The organism is Mycobacterium sp. NGS27 (assembly GCF_059813005.1).
Genome location: NZ_JCALDT010000001.1, coordinates 551,547 through 568,375 on the forward strand (window position 1 = coordinate 551,547; position 16,829 = coordinate 568,375).

The 16,829-nt window shown below is 68.5% G+C and carries 14 protein-coding genes and 1 pseudogene; 9 read left to right on the forward strand and 6 right to left on the reverse strand.

Going from position 1 to position 16,829, the window contains the following annotated elements:
- Positions 1–19: 19 nt before the first annotated feature.
- The 4 genes from ctaC to AC5Y30_RS02320 all read left to right on the forward strand — a co-directional run bounded on the left by ctaC (position 20) and on the right by AC5Y30_RS02320 (position 3,332).
- Positions 20–1,120, forward strand: a complete 1,101-nt coding sequence (gene ctaC, locus AC5Y30_RS02305; RefSeq protein ID WP_499915945.1) for an aa3-type cytochrome oxidase subunit II — start codon at positions 20–22, stop codon at positions 1,118–1,120.
- A gap of 13 nt (positions 1,121–1,133) precedes the next feature.
- A complete protein-coding gene (locus AC5Y30_RS02310; protein ID WP_499915947.1) occupies positions 1,134–1,553 on the forward strand; it encodes a cytochrome c oxidase subunit 4 in 420 nt (139 codons plus the stop codon).
- Positions 1,554–1,740: 187 nt separating this feature from the next.
- Positions 1,741–2,691, forward strand: coding sequence for an MmpS family transport accessory protein (locus AC5Y30_RS02315; protein ID WP_499915949.1), 951 nt, complete (start codon positions 1,741–1,743; stop codon positions 2,689–2,691).
- On the forward strand, positions 2,691–3,332 hold the full coding sequence (locus AC5Y30_RS02320) for a DUF2561 family protein (RefSeq protein WP_499915951.1): 642 nt from the start codon (positions 2,691–2,693) through the stop codon (positions 3,330–3,332). Before AC5Y30_RS02315 ends, AC5Y30_RS02320 begins: the two co-directional genes overlap by 1 nt.
- Positions 3,333–3,517: 185 nt before the next feature.
- Here AC5Y30_RS02320 and qcrB read toward each other — a convergent pair whose 3' ends face one another.
- From qcrB to ctaE, 4 genes are read right to left on the reverse strand one after another with little or no spacing between them, the layout of a single operon-like run.
- Positions 3,518–5,230: a cytochrome bc1 complex cytochrome b subunit gene (gene qcrB, locus AC5Y30_RS02325; RefSeq protein WP_499915953.1), complete on the reverse strand. Its 1,713-nt coding sequence runs from the start codon at positions 5,228–5,230 to the stop codon at positions 3,518–3,520.
- Positions 5,227–6,450, reverse strand: a complete 1,224-nt coding sequence (gene qcrA, locus AC5Y30_RS02330; protein WP_499915955.1) for a cytochrome bc1 complex Rieske iron-sulfur subunit — start codon at positions 6,448–6,450, stop codon at positions 5,227–5,229. Before qcrA ends, qcrB begins: the two co-directional genes overlap by 4 nt.
- Before the next feature lie 49 nt (positions 6,451–6,499).
- Positions 6,500–7,357, reverse strand: coding sequence for a cytochrome bc1 complex diheme cytochrome c subunit (gene qcrC, locus AC5Y30_RS02335; RefSeq protein WP_499915957.1), 858 nt, complete (start codon positions 7,355–7,357; stop codon positions 6,500–6,502).
- A 29-nt stretch (positions 7,358–7,386) separates the two neighbouring features.
- A complete protein-coding gene (ctaE, locus tag AC5Y30_RS02340) occupies positions 7,387–7,998 on the reverse strand; it encodes an aa3-type cytochrome oxidase subunit III (protein ID WP_082971318.1) in 612 nt (203 codons plus the stop codon).
- Positions 7,999–8,138: 140 nt separating this feature from the next.
- Between ctaE and trpD the strand changes: the two genes are divergently transcribed.
- Positions 8,139–9,215 (forward strand): anthranilate phosphoribosyltransferase, encoded by a 1,077-nt coding sequence (trpD, locus tag AC5Y30_RS02345; protein WP_499915959.1) that lies wholly within the window; start codon positions 8,139–8,141, stop codon positions 9,213–9,215.
- Here trpD and AC5Y30_RS02350 read toward each other — a convergent pair.
- Positions 9,153–11,036 (reverse strand): annotated as a pseudogene (locus tag AC5Y30_RS02350) (DEDD exonuclease domain-containing protein); the annotation flags it as partial. The gene trpD and the pseudogene AC5Y30_RS02350 overlap by 63 nt on opposite strands.
- 106 nt (positions 11,037–11,142) lie before the next feature.
- Between AC5Y30_RS02350 and AC5Y30_RS02355 the strand changes: the two are divergent.
- From AC5Y30_RS02355 to pimB, 4 genes are all read left to right on the forward strand, one after another.
- Positions 11,143–11,397, forward strand: a complete 255-nt coding sequence (locus AC5Y30_RS02355; RefSeq protein ID WP_499915961.1) for a hypothetical protein — start codon at positions 11,143–11,145, stop codon at positions 11,395–11,397.
- Positions 11,398–11,576: 179 nt separating this feature from the next.
- Positions 11,577–12,734 carry a peptidoglycan hydrolase RipC gene (ripC, locus tag AC5Y30_RS02360; protein WP_499915963.1) on the forward strand — a complete coding sequence of 386 codons (1,158 nt, stop codon included), beginning with the start codon at positions 11,577–11,579 and terminating at the stop codon, positions 12,732–12,734.
- Positions 12,735–12,777: 43 nt separating this feature from the next.
- On the forward strand, positions 12,778–13,608 hold the full coding sequence (locus AC5Y30_RS02365; RefSeq protein ID WP_499916735.1) for a hypothetical protein: 831 nt from the start codon (positions 12,778–12,780) through the stop codon (positions 13,606–13,608).
- Positions 13,609–13,703: 95 nt separating this feature from the next.
- A complete protein-coding gene (gene pimB, locus AC5Y30_RS02370; protein ID WP_499915965.1) occupies positions 13,704–14,834 on the forward strand; it encodes a GDP-mannose-dependent alpha-(1-6)-phosphatidylinositol monomannoside mannosyltransferase in 1,131 nt (376 codons plus the stop codon).
- Positions 14,835–14,909: 75 nt separating this feature from the next.
- On the opposite strand, the gene AC5Y30_RS02375 is transcribed toward pimB, so the two are convergent.
- Positions 14,910–16,712: an AMP-dependent synthetase/ligase gene (locus AC5Y30_RS02375; RefSeq protein WP_499915967.1), complete on the reverse strand. Its 1,803-nt coding sequence runs from the start codon at positions 16,710–16,712 to the stop codon at positions 14,910–14,912.
- Positions 16,713–16,829 lie beyond the last annotated feature (117 nt).

The window sequence follows — 16,829 nt, forward strand, 5'->3', positions numbered from 1 at the left end:
CCGAGCAGGAGGCGCTAACGTGACCCCTCGCGAGCAGGACCGTTCGCACCGTTTGTCGCAGGGCAGCTTTCGGCGCCGTTCCGGGGGCGCGGGGCAGGGCCTTTCGCGTCGTTTTCGGCCCTTCGCGCTCGCCTTGACGTTGGGCGTGCTGGCGTTGTTCCTGAGCGGATGCAGCAGCTGGGCGGACGCGCTGGCCCTGGGCTGGCCGCGGGGCATCACCCCGGAGGCGCACCTCAACCGCGAACTGTGGATCGGCGCGGTGATCGCCTCGCTCGTCGTCGGTGGCATCGTGTTCGGACTGATCTTCTGGGCGTCCGCCTTCCACCGCAAGAAGGCGACCGACACCGAGCTGCCCCGCCAGTTCGGCTACAACATGCCGCTGGAGCTGGCGCTCACCGTGACGCCGTTCCTCATCATCTCGGTGCTGTTCTATTTCACCGTGGTCGTGCAGGAGAAGATGCTGCACCTGGCCAAGGACCCCGAGGTAGTGATCGACGTCACGGCCTTCCAGTGGAACTGGAAGTTCGGCTATCAACGCGTCGCCTTCAAGGACGGCACGCTGACCTACGACGGCACGGACCCCGAGCGCAAGAAGGCCATGCTCTCCAAGCCGGAGGGCAAGGACGCGCACGGTGAGGAGCGCGTCGGTGCCGTCCGCGGCTTCAACACCTCGGACCGCCAATACCTGAACTTCGACAAGGTCGAGACGCTGGGTTCCAGCGACGAGATCCCGGTGCTGGTGTTGCCCACGGGCAAGCGCATCGAATTCGATCTGGCGTCCGCGGACGTGGTTCACACGTTCTGGGTGCCCGAGTTCCTGTTCAAGCGCGACGTCATCCCGAACGCCGACGCGAACAACTCGGTGCACGTTTTCCAGACCGAGGAGATCCAGACACCGGGCGCGTTCGTGGGCCACTGCGCGGAGTTCTGTGGCACCTATCACTCGATGATGAACTTCGAGGTTCGGGTGGTGACGCCCAACGACTTCAAGGCCTACCTGCAACAGCGGATGGGCGGAAAGAGCAACGCCGAGGCATTGCAGGCGATCGGGCAGGCCCCGCTCGCGGTGACCACCCACCCCTTCGACACCAAGCGCGGTCAATTGGCCGGAAGCCAGTAGGTTAGGACACCAAATGCATATCGAAGCCAGGCTATTCGAATTCATTGCCGGGTTCTTCATTGTGGTTGCGGTGCTCTACGGGGTGCTGACCGCGATCTTCGCCACCGGTGGCGTGGAGTGGGCGGGCACCACCGCCCTGGTGCTGACCGGTGGCCTTGCGATGATCACGGCGACCTTTTTCCGCTTTGTGGCGCGCCGGCTGGACACCCGGCCGGAGGACTACGAAGGCGCTGAGATCAGCGATGGAGCAGGCGAATTGGGCTTCTTCAGCCCGCACAGCTGGTGGCCGATTCTGGTGGCGCTGTCGGGCTCGGTGGTCGCGGTGGGCATCGCGCTGTGGCTGCCGTGGCTGATCGTCGCCGGAATTATGTTCGTCCTGACGTCGGTGGCCGGGCTGGTCTTCGAGTACTACCTCGGTCCCGAGAAGCACTGAATCGCGGCATAAAGGTCACAATCAGATCACGTGATTGGTGGGCCCTTCGCCACGACGGCTTTGCCCCTTTGGGGTTCGGTAGTGTTTTGCCCAGGCAAATGAGGAGCGTCCCAGCGCGCCCGCAACGATGCGATCGCGGATTCTTGCGCGCGGGTGAGGCAGTCGAACAGGGTAGGCAAAGGCAGAGATGAGCGGGTCGAGACCCCCGGGATGGGATCCTGACGAACCCGACCCTGCCGACCCGGTCAGCCACGAACCGCCTTCGGGCGATGCGCTGGGCGACGATCTGCAACCCGGCCGCGGCGGCGATGTCGAGGGCGAGCCGGAACCCTTCGCGAACAGTGCCGAGCAGGCCGCCGCGAACCAGACCGACGAGACGGACGTGTACTCGAGGGCCTACTCGGCTCCGGAGTCCGAGCATTTCAGCACCGGCCCCTACGTGCCGGCCGATCTGCGGCTCTACGACTACGACGACTTCGACGAGTCCTCCGACGCCGACGACGGGCGCAGTACCGCGCGCTGGCCGTGGGTGGTGGGGGTCGCCGCCATCGTGGCCGCGATCGCGCTCGTCGTGTCGGTATCGCTGCTGTTCGCGCGCACCGATACCACCAAACTCGCCAACCCCGGAACCACCACCGCCCCGTCCACGCCGCCCCTGCAGGACGAGATCACGACCACCAAACCGCCACCGCCGCCGCCACCCCCGCCGCCGTCCACCACCGAACCGCCGCCCCCGCCGGCAACGGAGACCCAGACTGTGACGGTGACGCCTTCCCCGGCACCGCCGCCCCCGCCCGCCCCCGCGCCGGCGCCACCGCCGGCGACGTCCACAGCGGCCGCGCCACCGCCGCCCACCACGCCGGCGGGACCGCGTCAGGTCACCTACTCGGTGACCGGCACCAAAGCCCCAGGAGACATCATTTCGGTGACCTACGTCGACGCGTCCGGCCGGCGGCGCACCCAGCACAACGTGTACATCCCGTGGTCGATGACGGTCACCCCGATCTCGCAATCGGACGTGGGATCGGTCGAGGCGTCCAGCCTGTTCCGGGTCAGCAGGCTCAATTGCTCGATCACCACCAGCGATGGAACGGTGCTCTCGTCGAACAGCAACGACTCCCCGCAGACGAGCTGCTGATGGTCAGCAGATATTCGGTTTACCGGCGCGACGTCGGTGACGACACCGTCGCGCCCGAGGTCGTGGACCGCATCCTGATGGGCGCGTGCGCCGCCATCTACCTCGTGCTGCTGGGCGTCAGTGTGGCGGCCGCCGTCGCACTGGCGGACCTGGGCAGGGGCTTTCACAAGGCGGCCAGCAGCCCGCACACCACCTGGGTGCTGTACGCCGTCATCGTCGTTTCGGCGCTGATCATCGCGGCCGCGATCCCCATCCTGTTGCGCGCCCGGCGGATGTCGCAGTCCGAGCCGGCGGCCCAGGCGATGACCGCGCCCGCGCGCGGACCGGCAAGGCCGTCGATGCGCCTGGGGACCGGTACCCCGCGCACCGGAACCGCCACGGCGCAAACGGCGACGCCCGCCTCGGGGGCCGAGTGGTCGGGCGAGGCGGTGGACCGAATCTGGTTGCGCGGCACCGTGATACTGACCGGCACCATGGGCGCCGCGCTGATCGCGGTCGCCACGGCGACCTATCTGATGGCGGTCGGTCATGATGGCGCGTCGTGGGCCGGATATGGGTTCGCCGGCGTCATCACCGCGGCCATGCCGGCGGTGGAGTGGCTGCACATCCGCCAGCTGCGCGAGGCCGTCGCCGAGCAGTAGCCACCCGAACCGGGGCGGGCGCCTCGGCCTGGTTGGCGTCGGGGGTTCGCGCAGCGGCGGCGTCGACACGTAAACCACACAGACGACACGCCGTGCGGCGTCGCTATGGCCTAAGTCTCGCGGTCACAAGCTGCCGGTACGCCGCCCACGCAATCGCGGGCGGCGTCGCTCGGCAGGGAAATGGGCTAGTGCTCGGCGCCTTCGCCGTTCGTCGAACCGTTCGTCGAGCCGTTCGTCGAACCGTTCAGGCCATCCTGGTGTTCGCGCAGTGCGGTCAGGGCGCGTCGCTCAGAGCCGTGCGCCGCCTCTCGCAACGCCGCATCCTCGGACAACGGGTCGGCGCGCAGGAAACTGCCGCTGCCCGGAGTTCCGCCCGAGCCCAGCTTGTTCATCTTCTTCGGCAGAGCCGCCCCCTGGTAGGCCAGCGGCAGCGGGTGGCCGTGGTCGTCGACCGGGCCCAGCGGCTGGTGCAGCTCGATGTAGGCACCGTGCGGCAGCCGCTTGATGATGCCGGTCTCGATGCCGTGCTCGAGCACCGCGCGGTCGCTGCGCTGCAGTCCGATGCACCACCGGTAGGTGATGAAATAGACAACCGGCGGAACGATCACCATGCCGATGCGCCCGATCCACGTCGTCGCGTTCAGCGAGATGTCGAACTTGAACGCGATGATGTCGTTCATCGCGCACAGCGTCAGCAACATGTAGAACGCGATCGCCATCGCGCCGATCGACGTGCGCACCGGCACGTCGCGCGGCCGCTGCAGCAGGTTGTGGTGCGCGTAGTCACCGCTGAACCGCTTTTCCAGGAACGGGTAGATGATCAGCAGGACGAAGATCAGGCCCATGATCAACGCCACCCAGACGGCAGCGGGGACGGTGTGGTGCCAGAAGTAGAACTCCCATGGCGGCCAGATACGCGCCAGGCCTTCGGTCCACATCATGTAGAAGTCGGGCTGCGAACCGGCCGAGACGTGAGAAGGCTTGTAGGGGCCCAGGTTCCAGATCGGGTTGATCTGCAGCAGGCCACCCAGCAGGCCCAGCACGCCGACGATCGCGGCGAAGAATGCGCCGGACTTGACGGCGAACACCGGCATCACTCGCACGCCGACCACGTTGTGCTCGGTGCGCCCGGGTCCGGGGAACTGGGTGTGCTTCTGGAACCACACCATGGCCAGGTGCAGCCCGATCAGCGCCAGGATGATGCCCGGCAGCAGCAGGATGTGCAGGGCATACATCCGCGGGATGATGTAACCCGCTGTGGCGCATTCGTTTCCGACGCCACCGCAGGGGAAGTCACCGCCGAACAGGGCCCAGTGCAACCAGGTGCCGATCACCGGCATACCCAACGTGATCGAGGACAGCGCCGCACGCAACCCGATGCCCGACAACAGGTCGTCGGGGAGCGAGTAACCGAAGTAACCCTCGAACATGGCCAGGATCAGCAGCAGCGAGCCGATCACCCAGTTGGCCTCGCGTGGCCGCCGGAAGGCGCCGGTGAAGAAGATGCGGGCCAAGTGCACCATGATCGACGCGGCGAAAATCAGTGCGGCCCAGTGGTGGACCTGCCGGACGAACAGACCGCCGCGCACCTCGAAGGAGATGTCGAGCGTCGATGCGAATGCCTTCGACATGTCCACGCCGCGCAGCGGCTGATACGCGCCGTTGTAGGTGATCTCACCCATCGACGGGTCGAAGAACAGCGTCAGGTACACACCGGTGAGCAGCAGCACGATGAAGCTGTACATCGCGATCTCACCCAAGAGGAACGACCAGTGGGTGGGGAACACCTTGTTGAGCTGTCTGCGAACCGCCGCCGACGGGTGGTAGCGCGTGTCGATGTCCTCGCCCTGACGGGCCAGGACATCGCCGATCTTCGGGGGGCTGAATTTCGGACTCATGTTGTCGTCCTCTCCCAGAATGCCGGTCCGACGGGCTCGACGAAGTCACCGTTGGCGACCAGATACCCGTTGGTGTCGATCGTGATCGGCAGTTGCGCCAACGCACGCGCGGCCGGCCCGAAAATCGGCTTCGCGAAGTGCAGCGCGTCGAACTGCGACTGGTGGCATGGGCACAAGATCCGGTAGGACTGCTCCTCGTACAGGGATGCGGGGCATCCCAGGTGCGAGCAGACCTTGGTATAGGCGAAGAATTCGCCGAAGTTGAAGCTTTCCTGACCCTGTCGCTTGACCACGCGCCCCATGTCGGTGGGCCGAACTCGGATGAGCATCACGGGGTTTCGCACACCCTGGTTGATGGCCCGCAGCCTCTCCTGCGATTCCGGGGTGGTGCCGTCGCCGTCGGACTCCCGCCAGGGGAAGACGGTTTCCATGCCGCCGGCGTCGAGATCCTCAGGCCGCATCTTGACGAACGGCGACGTCGACGCGGAGCCGGTGGCGCGCGCCAGATAGATCGTTTCGCCGTGATAGCGCGGGGTCCACCCGGAGGTGAACAGCACGGCCTTCTTGCCGTCGGCGGTCTGCACCACCGGCTTCCACGGGTTCTTGATCAATCCGCCAGCAAACGCCACCAGGGTGGAAAGCCCGAACGCGCCCAGCCCCATCCCCAGCGAAAGGCCGATCAGCTTGCGCCGCCCGACGGTCGAACCCCCGTACGCGTCGGCCAGGTTCGCCACCACCGTTTTGCGGTCGACGTCACGCGAGGCGCCGTCGTGGCGCTCCTGGATCGAAATCTCTTCCGGGATAAAGCGTTTCTGATACAGGATGACGCCGATCCCGATTGACAGGATCGCCATCCCGAACGTCAGCCCGTACAGCGGGGTGGTCAGGTCGTAGAGGAAGCTCCCGGCCTCCTCCTTGGGCTTGTACTCCCACGGCCAGAACAAGAAGATCAGCAGCAGCGCCAGCCCGAAGAAGCCACCCAGCAAAAGCCAGAGGGCAACCCCGCGCTCGGCGCGCTTTTCGGCCTTGGTGCCCTCGATAGGCCAACGGGGTTCCTTGAACACCGTTTCGACGCCGTCCAGCTTGCCGCCCAACGCCACCAGTTCCTGCTGCGACATGGCGGCCAGCGCCGCGTCGTCGGGCTCCCTCTGGCCGACGCCGTGCGGGCTCCCGCCGGTGTCAGAGCCGCGACCGGCTCCCTGATCCAAGGCGTCGCTCATTTTGCGCCGCTCCTCCTCATCGCTGCGCTCTGCATCGTCTCGGCGCGGCTCATGCTCGTGCCCCAATCCACAGTGCCAGCCCGATGGCGGCGACCATCCCGATGATCCAGGCGGCCATACCCTCGGGTGCGGGCCCGAATCCACCCAGGCCGTAGCCGCCCGGCTGGCGCTCCTCGGTCACCGCCTTGATGTAGCCGATGATGTCCTTCTTAGCCTCGAAAGACAGCTGACGGTCGGAGAATTTCGGCATGTTCTGCGGGCCGGTCCGCATGGCCGCCAAGATCTGCTGCTCGTTGGCGGGCTCCAGATCCGGCGCGTACTTGCCCGACGACAGCGCCCCGCCCTTGCCGGTGAAGTTGTGGCACGACGAGCAGTTCAGCCGGAACAGGTCGCCGCCGCGGCCCAGGTCCTGGCCACGCAGCGAGCGCATCGCCAGGCTGCCGTCCGGGTTACGCACCGTGGTCGGGCCGCCGCCGTTGGCCTGGACGTAGGCGCCCAGAGCGTCGACCTGACCCTCGTCGAAGATCGGTTCCTTGCGCGGCGCCTGAGCCTCACCGGTCATCGCCGGCATCCGGCCGGTCGACACCTGGAAGTAGACGGCTTCCTCGCCGACGCCGATCAGGCTGGGCCCGCGGTCGGGGACGCCCTGCAGGTTGGCCCCGTGGCAGGACACGCACGACGTGTCGAACAACTGCTTGCCGGTGCGCAGCAGTGCCGAGTTCGACTCGTCGGCGACGGCCACCTGCGGCCGCGGAGTCAGGATGGCGGCCAAACCGCCGGCGATGGTCAGCGCTATCAGCAGCAGCAGACCGCCGGACAGCCGCCGACGCAGCCGCCGCCGCGAACGGTCACGCTGCCCGTGTGGCGGCTTGGCCGCACCGGATCGGGTAGATCCCAGTTTCTTCAACCGAGCACTCCTGTTCGTCCAGCGCCTGCTCATCGGATGAAATAGATCACGGCGAACAGCGCGATCCACACGATGTCGACGAAATGCCAGTAGTACGAGACGACGATGCTGGCCGTAGCCTGCGCCGGTGTGAACTTGCTCATCGCGGTGCGGGCCAGCAAGAAGATGAAGGCGATCAACCCGCCGGTGACGTGCAGGCCGTGGAATCCGGTGGCCAGGTAGAACACGCTGCCGTAGGCGCTCCCGGGGATGGTGGTCCCGTGCGACATCAGGTGGTAGTACTCGTAGCCCTGGCCGCAAACGAAGAACAGGCCCATCAGGAAGGTCAGCACGTACCAGCGGCGCAGCCCGAACACGTCGCCGCGCTCGGCCGCGAACACCCCCATCTGGCAGGTGAACGACGACGCGATCAGCACCAATGTGACCGGGACGGCCTGGTACAGGTTCAGCTCGGTCGGCGGCGGCGGCCACTTTCCACCCGATTGGGCGCGGGCGGTGAAGTACATCGCGAAGAGACCAGCAAAGAACATCAGCTCGCTGGAAAGCCAAACGATGGTGCCGACGCTGACCATGTTGGGTCGGTTCAGCGAATGCACCCGCGACGTAATTGCAGTACCCGAAGTAGCGGCAGCGCTGGTCACATCCGCAAGTATGACGCTTTGTAGTTGTTGAACTCCACCCGGGGCGGCAATTGATGTCCAACGCGTCGCGCAGGCGAGCGCGCCGGAAGGCTCGCGGTGGAGGTTGGGGCTACGCGTGGTCCGCGTGGGACCATCGGCGCGTGGCTTTGTCATCTGAGGCGCCCGGCGCGTCCGCGACATCGTGGCCGCGGGTCCTGTCTCGGCTGACCGGCGGTCAGGACCTGGCGCGCGGGCAGGCCGCCTGGGCCATGGACCAGATCATGGCCGGCGATGCCAGCCCCGCCCAGATCGCGGCCTTCGCGGTGGCGATGCAGGTGAAGATCCCCACCTCGGCCGAAGTCATCGAGCTGGCCGACGTGATGCTCAACCACGCGCTGCCGATGCCGGCCGGGGCCATCCGCGACGACACCGTCGACATCGTCGGTACCGGTGGCGACGGCGTCAACACCGTGAACCTGTCCACGATGGCGGCCATCGTCGCCGCGGCCGCCGGCGTGCCGGTGGTCAAACACGGCAACCGGGCGGCCTCGTCGCTGTCCGGCGGCGCCGACACGCTCGAGGCGCTCGGCATCCGGATCGACCTCGGGCCCGAAGACGTCGCACGCAGCCTCGCCGAGGTTGGCATCGGATTCTGCTTCGCGCCGCTGTTCCACCCGTCCTACCGGCACACCTCCGCGGTGCGCCGCGAGATCGGTGTGCCGACGGTGTTCAATCTCCTTGGGCCGCTTACCAATCCGGCCAGACCGCGGGCCGGATTGATTGGCTGCGCGTTCGAGGGCCTCTCCGAGGTGATGGCCGGTGTGTTCGCCGCCCGACGGTCCAGTGTGCTGGTGGTGCACGGCGACGACGGGCTCGACGAGCTGACGACCACCACGACCAGCACGATCTGGCGGGTGCAGGCCGGCACCGTGGACAAGCTGACCTTCGATCCGGCCGGATTCGGTTTTCCCCGAGCCGATCTCGACGACCTGCTGGGTGGCGACGCGCAGGCCAACGCGGCCGAGGTGCGAGCGGTGCTGGCCGGCGGCAAGGGCCCGGTGCGCGACGCCGTCGTGCTCAACGCCGCCGGCGCGATCGTCGCGCACGCGGGGTTATCCAGCCGCGCTGAATGGTTGCCGGCGTGGGAGGACGGGCTGGCCCGCGCCGGTAAGGCCATCGACTCGGGTGCGGCCGAACAACTGCTCGCGCGATGGGTGAGGTTCGGACAGCAGGTCTGATCCCCGGAGTTCCTGCGCCGAAAGCTGTTCTGCGGCCAGTCGCGCCGAGCGCGCCGACGCGGCCCACGCCGACCAGGCGCCCGCCGATCGCAGGGGAGACGCCCAGCCGTCCTCGGCGACCCGAACGATGCGCGCCCCCGCCGTCGTCAGCCAGCGCATGATGAGCGCGGTCTCCTCGACCAGTGCGCCGCCCAAAGGGCCGGGCGTGAGCAAAATCGCTTGTGCCCCAGCGACGATCGCGTCGATGACCGGCATCGGCGGCACCCCACGCCGGGCGCAGCCCGCCGCGGCGAGTTGGCCATGGCGGATGACGGCCAGGTGATAGCCACCCTGCCCATCGGGGGCGGCGGCGACCAGCTCGGGCAAAGCAACCAGGGCGCGTAGCCGTTGGCCGCGCCATAGCGTCTCGATCGCGGTGACGGCGCGGTCGCGCAGCCGCGCGGCGCTCTCGAAGTGATGCCGCTCGGCGAGCGCGCCGACCTGGTCCACGGCCGCGGCCAGCGCGGCGTTGTCCGCGCCGTCGATCAACGCCGCGACCCGCGCCACGGCGGCGGCGTACTGAATGGCGGTGGCGTCACGCGCGGCCGGACAGGGCGACACCACCGCCTCGGCGCACAGCGGCCCGTGCAGCGCCGAGCGCCCCAGCCGGTTGGTGCAGGTGCGCAACCCGGTGAACCGGGCCAGCAGGGCGGCCACGTCCGCGGCGTCGGCGCGGGCCCGGAACGGACCGACGGCGCGGTCGTGCCGCGGCGCCCGCACCACCGCCAGGCGGGGGAAGGCCTCCTCGGTCAACGCCACCCACCACCATCGGTGCGGGAATCGGGACCGCCGGTTGTACGGCGGGGCGTGGGCGGCCAGCAGCCGCAGTTCCCGCACGCCGGCCTCCAGGGCGTGGGCGCATTCGACGTGGTCGACCGCGCCGGCCAGCGCGACCATCTCCTTCATCCGGCCCCGGGGGTCGGCCCCGGTGAAGTACTGATTGACCCGTCGTCGCAGGTCCACCGCGGTGCCGATGTACAGCACTTCGCCCGCCGGCCCCCGGAACAGATACACGCCGGGCCGGCGCGGCAGGCCCTCGGCGAGCACCCGCTTGCGGCGCTGAGTGGGTGTCACGTCCGGCAGGTAGGCGCGCAGGTCGGCATAGGTGTGCACGCCCTGGTTACCCACTCGCTCGATGAGGGCGTGCAACACGTCGACGGTGGCGCGCGCGTCGTCGAGGGCGCGGTGCGTGGGTTGGGTGGTTACCGCGAACAGCCGCGCCAGGGAGGCGAGCCGCACGCTGGGCGCTTCCTCCCGGCTGAGCACCCGGCGGGCCAGCCGGACCGTACACAACACCGGCGGCCGCGGCCACGCGATATCGCACTGCTGCGCGGCGGCGCGCAGGAAGCCGGCGTCGAACCCGGCATTGTGGGCGACGAGCACGGCTCCGCGATCGAACCCGGCGAACTCCAAGAACATCGGCAGCACCGCGTCGATGGTCGGCGCGTCGGTGACCATTGCGGTGGTGATCCCGGTGAGCTGCACGATCTGCGGCGGAATGCTGCGCTGCGGGTCCACCAGGGTGGCGAACTCGCCGAGCACCGCGCCGCCGCGCACCTTGACCGCCCCGATTTCGGTGATCGCGTCGGGAACGGCTCCGCCGGTGCTTTTGGTGCGCCCGCCGGTGGTCTCCAGGTCGACCACGACGAACGTCGTTTCGCGCAGCGAGAGTTCGTCGGGCGTGAACGGCGACCCCACGTCGGCGAAGCTCAGCTGGGTCGCACCCCTGGAAGCCACGGCGGTGACGTTAAGGGCGCCGACCGACACCAGCGCGCCTGCCACGCCGGGCGCGGGCGGAATGCGGGGCGGATACGTGTCGGTGCCCGCGGTTACGGTTCGGTCAGTGCGGCGCGGTGTGCGCCGAAGTCAGAGCGAGAGGACCGATCCGATGGCACCAAGACCTGGACCTAACGACATCGGGATGACGCCGCCGGAGCCGGGGACGCCGGTGGTGATCGATTGCGGCGAGTGTGCGGTGCGCGGCCCCGGCTGCCGCGACTGCGTCGTCAGTGTGATACTCGGGGTCCCGGATACTTTATTGCAGGATGAACGGGCGGCTTTGGAGGTTCTTGCCGAGGTTGGCCTGGCGCCGCGACTTCGTCTGGTCCCGATTCGTCGGGATCGAGGATCTGGTGTAGCCTAATTGCCTTGTCCCACAAAGGTCCTCGAGCCAGCGAAACGATTCACATCGAAATGACAGAATTCTTTCTAATTTCTTAACCGCTCGCTTTGGACAAACGCCGATATCGTTTCGTAACCTGTTTGAGACCTAAACCAGCTCGACGACCCGAATTCGTCGATGGCCGTTTAAGGAAGCAAATCTTGAGGCTTGACTCTAGGTACCCGGTTGCGCGTGTCCTCACACGTTCGGCCATAGGGGCACTAGCTGGCTTCGCGATCTTCTCCGGCGTCATCACCGGCCCCGCGTGGGCCGACCCGGCCGAAGACGCCACGGCAAAACTCAACGAACTGTCCCGCCAGGCGGAGCAGACCACCGAGGCGATGCACAGCGCGCAGCTCGACCTGAACGACAAGCTGGCCGCGCAGCGCGCCGCGGACAAGAAGCACACCGACGACCAGGCCGCGGTCGACGCGGCCAAGGCGCATCTGTCGTCGTACCAGGATTCGGTCAACAAGCTGGCAGCCGCGACCTACATGGGCGGCCACGTCGACGGCATGGAGGCCATCCTGACCGCCGGCTCGCCGCAGGGCCTGATCGACAAGCTGGCCGTGCAGCGGGTGATGGCCGCGCAGATGGCCAGCCAGATGAAGAGCTACCGGATCGCCGGGGAGCAGGCCGCCAAGGCCGAGCGCGAGTCCGCCAAGTCGGCCGCCGACGCCAAGAGCGCGGCCGAACAGGCCGCCGCGGTGCGGGCCAGCCTGCAGTCCAAGCAGAGCCAGCTGCAGGTGCAGATCGCCGTCGTCAAGTCGCAGTACCTTTCGTTGACCGCCGACCAGCGCACCGCGCTGGCCAATCCGGGACCCGCTGCGCCGGCGGCCGCACCCGGCCCGGGTGCCCCGGCGCCGGAAGCGGCGCCCCCGGGCACACCCCCAGGGCAGGCGCCAGGTGAGGCTCCGCCCGCCGGCGGGATGCCGGGCATGCCCGGCATGGCGCCCGGCGGTGTCGGCGGCGGCGACCGCGCCACCGTCGTGCAGGCCGCGCTGACCCAGGTCGGTTCGCCCTATGTGTGGGGTGGCGCCGCGCCCGGCGGATTCGACTGCTCCGGGCTGGTGATGTGGGCGTTCCAGCAGGCCGGTATCTCGTTGCCGCACTCCAGCCAGGCGATGGCCCACGGCGGTCAGCCGGTGGCGCTGTCGGATCTGCAGCCCGGTGACGTGTTGACCTTCTATTCCGATGCGTCGCACGCCGGGCTCTATATCGGTGACGGCATGATGATCCACTCGTCCACCTACGGCGTGCCGGTGCGGGTGGTGCCGATGAACTCCTCCGGCCCGATTTACGACGCTCGTCGTTACTAGACACCTCCTATCGCGTCGGCGGCTCCCGCTGCTGCTGGCTTGGCTGTTCGTCCTCGAGCTCCTTGTGGTCGCGGCCGTGCCGTTCGATGCCGTGCGCGAGAGCCGGATCCGACCCGCCCAGCTGGTCATGCCCTCCCGCAGCCAGATTGGTGCGTCAACCAAGTCGATCACCGTCGGCGATCGCATCGTGCGGTTGTTGGGCCTCGGCGGGCCCGCCAGTGACCGGTTGCTGGCTCGGGTGGCCGCGGACATGGGTGCGGCGATCACCGCGGTCGAGTCGTTCTGGGGCGGCGACTGGCCCCGCGAGATCTCCGTGGTCGCGGCCGGAACGGACGAGGAATTCCGCGCCGCCGCCGGCGGGGGACCCGCGTCCCAGTGGGCGGATATCGCGGCCGTGACGGTCGCCGACCGCGTCGACCCCGTCCGCCGGGTTGCCGTCGGCCAGCGGATCGTATTCGCGCCGGGCGCCGCCGGGATGAGCGCCGCCTCGTTGCGAATCGTGTTGACCCACGAGCTGTTTCACTACGCTGCCCGCACCGACACCGTCTCGGATGCACCCCGCTGGCTCACCGAGGGGGTGGCCGATTTCGTCGGCCGCCCGCCTACGCCGATGCCCGCCGACGGCTTGCTACCCATGACGCTGCCCGCCGACAGCGACCTGGACGAGCCGGGGACGCAGCGCTCGCTGGCCTATGACCGCGCGTGGTTGTTCGCCCGATTCGTCGCCGAAGCCTATGGGCCGCCGAAGTTGCGCGACCTCTACCTGGCCACCTGCGGCATCCGGCACGCCGATATGGCCTCCGCTGGTCAAGACGTGCTGGGCACCAGCCCGGCGGCCCTGCTCACGCGCTGGCAGCAGTGGCTTTCCCACTAGGCCTTTCCCACTAGGCCCGCCCGCCCGGCGCGCGGCCGCGGCCCAGCTCGGACCGTCTGCATGGCCCCCGTGGTCGCCAAGCTAGCCTGGCGCAGGTGAGTCGGGTCCTGCTGGTAACCAACGACTTTCCGCCCCGACCGGGCGGCATCCAGTCGTATCTCGGCGAGTTCGTCGGCCGGCTGGCCGCCACCGGGTCGCACTCGGTGACGGTGTACGCGCCGCACTGGAAGGGCGCCGAGGCTTACGACGAGGCGGCCAAGTATCGGGTGGTGCGCCACCCGGGCACGCTAATGCTGCCCGGCCCGGCGGTCGATGCCCGGATGCGGCGGCTGATCGCCGAAGAGGACATCGACACCGTCTGGTTCGGCGCGGCCGCACCGCTGGCGCTGCTGGCCCAGCGCGCCAGGGGGGCCGGGGCGAGCCGGGTGCTGGCCAGCACGCACGGCCACGAGGTCGGGTGGTCGATGCTCCCGGTCGCGCGCTCGGTGCTGCGCCGCATCGGCGATGACACCGACGTCGTCACCTTCGTCAGCCGCTACACCCGTTCGCGCTTCGCGCCGGCGTTCGGCCCCAAGGCTTCGCTGGAGCACCTGCCGCCCGGAGTGGACATCGATCGGTTTCGGCCCGATCCGGCGGGCCGCGCGCGTTTGCGTGAGCGCTACGGGCTGGGGGAGCGGCCCACCGTGGTGTGCGTGTCCCGGCTGGTGCCGCGTAAAGGCCAGGACATGCTCATCAGAGCCCTGCCGTCGATCCGGCGCCGCGTCGAGGGCGTCGCCTTGGTCATCGTGGGCGGCGGCCCCTATGCGGATTCGCTGCGCGCGCTGGCACGCGAGTGCGGGGTGGCTGACGACGTGACCTTCACCGGCGGTGTACCGGCAGCCGAGTTGCCCACGCACCACGCGTTGGCGGACGTGTTCGCGATGCCGTGCCGCACCCGCGGCGCCGGGCTGGACGTCGAGGGACTGGGCATCGTATTCCTCGAGGCGTCGGCAACCGGGGTGCCGGTGATCGCCGGCAAATCCGGGGGAGCGCCAGAAACGGTGCAGCACAACAAGACCGGGCTGGTCGTCGACGGCCGCGGGGTCGATGAGATCGCCGACGCCGTCACCGGGTTGCTGACCGATCGCGACCGGGCCGCCGCGATGGGCGCGGCCGGGCGCGACTGGGTGACGGCACAATGGCGCTGGGACGCCTTGGCGGAGCGGTTGGGCACGCTGCTCGGCTGAACGGCGCGCCGGCGTCACGCCAGCGTGACGCTCGCGGCTAGCGGGAGGCGCCCCCAGCTCGAGCGCTAAAGGGCCTCAGTCCTTCTCGTAGATGGCCTCGATGTCGGAGGCGAACTTCTCGGCCACCACATTGCGCTTGACCTTCATCGTCGGCGTGAGTTCGCCGGTGTCCTCGGTGAAGTCGACCGGCAGGATGCGGAACTTGCGAATCGACTCGGCGTGCGACACCGCCTGATTGGCGTCCTTGATCGCCGCGTCCACCTCGGCGACCAGGTCGGGATCGGTGGTCAGATCGCTCACCGACGCGCCGGCCCCCTTCTGGTTGCGCTGCTTCCAGCCGTCGAACGCTTCGGGGTCGATGGTGATCAACGCGCCGACGAACGGCTTGTTGTCCCCGACGACCATCGCCTGGCTGATCAACGGATGCGCCCGCAGCCGGTCCTCCAGCACGGCCGGCGCGACATTCTTGCCACCGGCGGTCACGATGATCTCCTTCTTGCGCCCGGTGATCTTCAAGAAGCCGTCTTCGTCGAGCACGCCCAGATCGCCGGTCCGGAACCAGCCGTCGCTGAACGCGTCTTCGGTGGCCTGCTCGTTGCGCCAGTAGCCGCTGAACACCACACCGCCGCGCACCAAGAGCTCGCCGTCGTCGGCGATCCGCATGCTGTTGCCGGGCACCAACGTTCCGACGGTGCCGATCTTGACATTGCCGACCTGGTTGACGGTGATCGCCGAGCTGGTCTCGGTCAGGCCGTAACCCTCGTGGATGGTCAGGCCCACGCCGCGATAGAAGTGCCCCAGCCGCGAGCCCAGCGGCGCGCCGCCGGAGACGGCCGCGTGGCAGTCGCCGCCCAGCGCGGCGCGCAACTTGTTGTACACCAGCCGGTCGAACACGGCGTGCTTCGCGCGCAGCGCGAGCCCGCGGCGGCCGCGGTCCTGCGCCTCGCTCCAGTCGACGGCGGTCTGCACGGCCGTCGCGAAGATGCGGCCCTTGCCGTCGTTGGAGGCGTTCTGCTCGGCGGTGTTGTAGACCTTCTCGAACACCCGCGGCACCGACACCACCACCGTCGGCTTGAACACCGCGAACAGCGGCACCAGGTTCTTGATGTCGCTGGTGAAGCCGACGGTGACCTTGTTGGCGAACGCGGACAACGTCAGCGAGCGCGCCAGCACGTGCGCGAGAGGCAAAAAGACCAGCAGCCGCTGTCCCTCGTCGAGCAAGGTCGGCAGGCTCTCCTTGGCGCCGCGGGTTTCGTACAGCAGATTCGAGTGCGTCAGCTGGCAGCCCTTGGGCCGCCCGGTGGTGCCCGACGTGTAGATGAGGGTCGCCGGGTCCTTGGCCCGCAGTGCCTCGAGGCGCGCGGTCAGCTCGGCCGGTTCCACCGATGCGCCGGCCTCCACCAGCTGGTCGAGCGCCCTGGGGCCCGAACCGTCGATGTGCAGCACCCGGCGTAGCGCGGGCAGTTCGGCGGTCAGCTCCGTGACCATCGCCGCGTGCTCGTCGGTCTCGGCGAACGCCAGCACCGCCTCGGAGTCCTGCAGCACCCAGCGGACCTGCTCGGCCGACGACGTCTCGTAGATGGGCACGGTGACCGCGCCCACCGCCAGGATCGCCAGGTCGAGGATCGCCCATTCGTAGCGGGTGGCCGAGAAGATGGACACCCGGTCGCCGGCCTGCACGCCCAGCGAGATCAAACCAAGTGCGGCGGAGCGGATCTGATCAGCCGCCTCGGCGCAGGTGACGTCGGTCCACTCACCCTCGACTTGACGCTGGTAGATGACGAAGTTGGGGTCGTCGCGCTCGTGTTCGAAGACCATCGCGGCGATGTTGTCCTGTTCGCCGACGGAAAAGCGGGCGGGGACGCTGTACTCACGCACTCTTATGACCTCGATTGACCTCGTGAAGATTCCCGGGAGCCGGGTTGCTGCCGACCAGCCTAATCCGCGCGTTGACCCAGCACGGCCATTGCCCGCTATGACGTCCCGAGCGCCCTC